At 45.9% G+C, this 3447-nt stretch carries 1 protein-coding gene; it reads right to left on the bottom strand.

Annotated elements, in window-relative coordinates; genetic code table 11:
- The coding region (locus RTK32_RS20260; protein WP_312047092.1) for a hemagglutinin repeat-containing protein at nt 1-3447 on the bottom strand (3447 nt) is incomplete at both ends.

Here is a 3447-nt window from a genome sequence, read left to right as displayed (position 1 = left end):
TGCCAGCCTTAATGGTCGAATTGGTGTAGGTTGTGGTATTTTTCTCATTGGAAGAGGTTGAGCCAGTATAGTCTATCGATGCACCCGCCCCTGCGCCGTTAAAGCCAGCGCCCCCGCTCCAGGCCATAGAGGCGTTGTGATTGGTCGTTGAGGAAGAGTCACTGGTGCTGCTTTCGGCTGCCGTCAGGGTAAAATCGCCTCCTGTGTTTACATTCACTTTATCCGCACTGATATCAACACCTTTTAATGTAGTATCTTTCGTCGAATTAAAATTAATGGTACCACCGGTCAATTTATTAATATTCTCAGCACGGCTTTCAGATGAAGAGCTTTCTTTGGTTTCTGACCAGCCCGCAGAAACGGATCCGCCTGCAAGATCGTTCATGATGACATTTGAGATATCTCCGCCTACTTCCAACGCCGTCATAACCCCGTCAATTTCCATTCCTTCAGCATTTTTTTCAACACGATTGACGTGCTTATTGGCCATATCCAAGACTGAACTGTGTCCTTCACCTTTAACGCCAATAAACGTTTCTTTAGATTCAACGGTGGATTTATGGACATCTTCGTATTTGGTCGAAATAATGTCATTACCGCTAAGATTAGCCGTAGCATCTTCACCTGCAGCCAAATCCATACCGCCAATATCAAGCGTTTTCCCGGCTTTAATATCAACGCCATTGGTAAAATTAAAACTGGCGTTTTTATTAGTGGTAGAGGATTCCGTGGTGGTCACTTCGGTGGTTTGCAGCCCTGCCTGGAAGGAAGCCGTATCGGCCAGTGCAGCGGCCCCCGGACGCTTAGTATTAGAGTTGCTCATGTTGCCTTCCTGCCCCTGAGCCTCATAACCCACTGCAGATGTTTCGTTACCGGTTAACGTGCTGGCATTAAACTCTTCGGCTGCCAAACCGGGTATATCGCCTTTGGCGCCAAAGACCAGGCTGGATTCTGTGACTTTAGTTTCCTTAAAGGAATGATCCTGTGACGTTTTAAACGTCACATCGCCTTCAGCACTGATATCGCCGCTGGAAGCATTATATTCACTGCCGGTAAAGACCGCGTCCTTCGCTGCCTCTACCACAAATTTACCCCCCGTATTCACCGAGCTGGTTTTTGAGGTAGCCGAGGCCTCCGTGGTTTCTTCTGTTCTGGTGGTAAACATGCCGTTATTTTGATGTTCATGGCTATAAGAAGATTTTACTTCGTGCAGGTCATTAAAGTTGACGTTGCCTTCAGTAGCGGCGACGCGAACCACATTATCTTCCCCGGCCCCTCCCGTCAGCGCTACGCCGGTAATATCCACCTCTTTGCCCTGAATGTTGATATTGCCGCTGGCGGTAATGCCATCATCGTAAGCTGAAATCTGTTGATTACCTTTCTGATCGCGCCCGACGCTGGCGATAATATCAACATTGCCATTCTCTGCAATGAGATTAATGTCCCGATCGGCCGAAATAGCGCTGCCGCTGTTGGTGATGTCTCCCGAACTACTGACAAGGTTAGCCGATCCCCCTGCATAAATACCGGCGTTCATGCCGCTACTAATATTATTAATATCGCCATCCGCTATTAGTGTCACATCATTACCGGCGCTGATGACGGCATTGGTATTACGGATATTCTCTGCATCGACCACGACATCCTTCCCTGCATGGACGATAGCTGCACCCGTTTTATTGGCGGTATCAATCTCGGCAATAGTCGTTTGGGCCAGATAAATTACCGGAACAAGAACATCGACCCCCTCAATATTCTCAGTAACGAACCAGACCAGATCCTCCGTCAGATTCTCTCTTTGTTCCTGGGTTAATGCCTGCCCCATGACCAGCGAAGCGCCTTCCTCACTTGCCACCACTTTGCCGGCATTATCAAACAGCATTTTTACCATATCGCTTCCTTCCACACTGTATTTCTGTGCATAGAAGGTGCCAATTGATTCGTTAACCTGACGGCGGATCAGCTCGGTAATGAAATAATTATCGCCAATAACGATAACCGGCTTCTCGCTGTTATAGCCTACAGAATTAAAGAAGTAATCTGAGCCAAAATATTGTGACTGATCTATCATAGACGGGCGCGTCTCATACAGCGGTATAACACGGCTGGCGCCGCCCGGCCCGACCTGTATATTGCCGTTTGTGGCAACTTGTGCTGTGGTACCGTCCCGGGATAACGCAGAAATATAATCAATATAGGCCTGGGATTTTTCAAAGAGTCCTTTGATTTCCGTAAGCGCGCCGATTATTGGCAGGCTGCTAATGCCCATGGATATTTCAGCGATATTTTTTGGATTGAATTTAACATCATATACCTGTTCAGCCGTGTTAACTTCCTGGTCGCCAACGTTAACCGTAACGGTCTGATTCTTTTGCACGTCTCCCACTAACTCTGTCGCGATGCCGCTGTTAAAGCTGCCTCCCGTATGGATGAAATCTTTTCCTGCCACGATGGCTGCTTTTTCCGCGGGCAAAAAATAAATTTTCATGCGTTCTAATGACGAAAGAGGCCTTTCCGTTGCGCCTTCGACAGCCCCGGGCACGAACTTGATTTCGCCCCAACGCTGTTGCAACTGGCTATAATCTGCGGCTTTCCATTGTTCGCCAAACAGACGGTTCATATAAGCGTTTAACAGAGAGTGATCGGCGGCCAGTTTTTTAGTAGCGGCATGAAATTTATAACGACTATCGGAATCAATTTCTGTGTAGTTTCTACCATCATCAACGCCGTTTCCGTAAAGGAAATCCAGCATTTGATAAACTGAGCTAAATACCAGATTCAGACCGTTGTTACTCCATGTACCTTTATTGTACATAAAAGTGAAAACAATTTTCTCCTTCAATCCTACATTCAGGTAATCAAGCATGGAAATCTCACCATATTTTGGTGAATTAATTAAATCCCCACGGATTCGTATATCTTCTTTTGCCTGAATCAGACCGCCCCGGTTCTCTACTTTACCCGCAGCTTTACTCGCATCTGTACTATCCTGGTTAATATATAAATTTTTTGCCGATGATATTTCTGCCCGGGTATCCAGCGTGAGATCGGACGAAACATTGGGTATCTTTATGTCTACAACATGGTATTTAGACCAAAACGTATTACTTTCATCGTAGCTTGCTTTACCTGTGTCATAGGGCCCTGTATCCCAATCCCCACCCTTATAGGTGCTTTCGTTCAGGATTTTATCGGCATCTAACCACATATCCCCTTCAGAACGAATAAGGCCGGCATGGTTGTGGATAGTTCCTGCCTCCATGATAATTCTTTTTTGACTGAGAATATTCCCCTTAACTTTATTAAGAATAGTATCAGTAGCTTTCAGGAAAGCATCTCCCATCGAATAAATCAGGGAGTTAGTATTATTAATAATGTTGATTGCGGTAAGGTGAATATTACCAGCACTCACGATAGCGTCGTTATTATATATTTTTTTAGCGTCAA

Source organism: Erwinia sp., from assembly GCF_031978025.1.
GTDB lineage: Bacteria > Pseudomonadota > Gammaproteobacteria > Enterobacterales > Enterobacteriaceae > Erwinia.
Note: the sequence above shows the minus strand (reverse complement) of the source record. Positions and strands in the feature narration are given on the sequence as shown.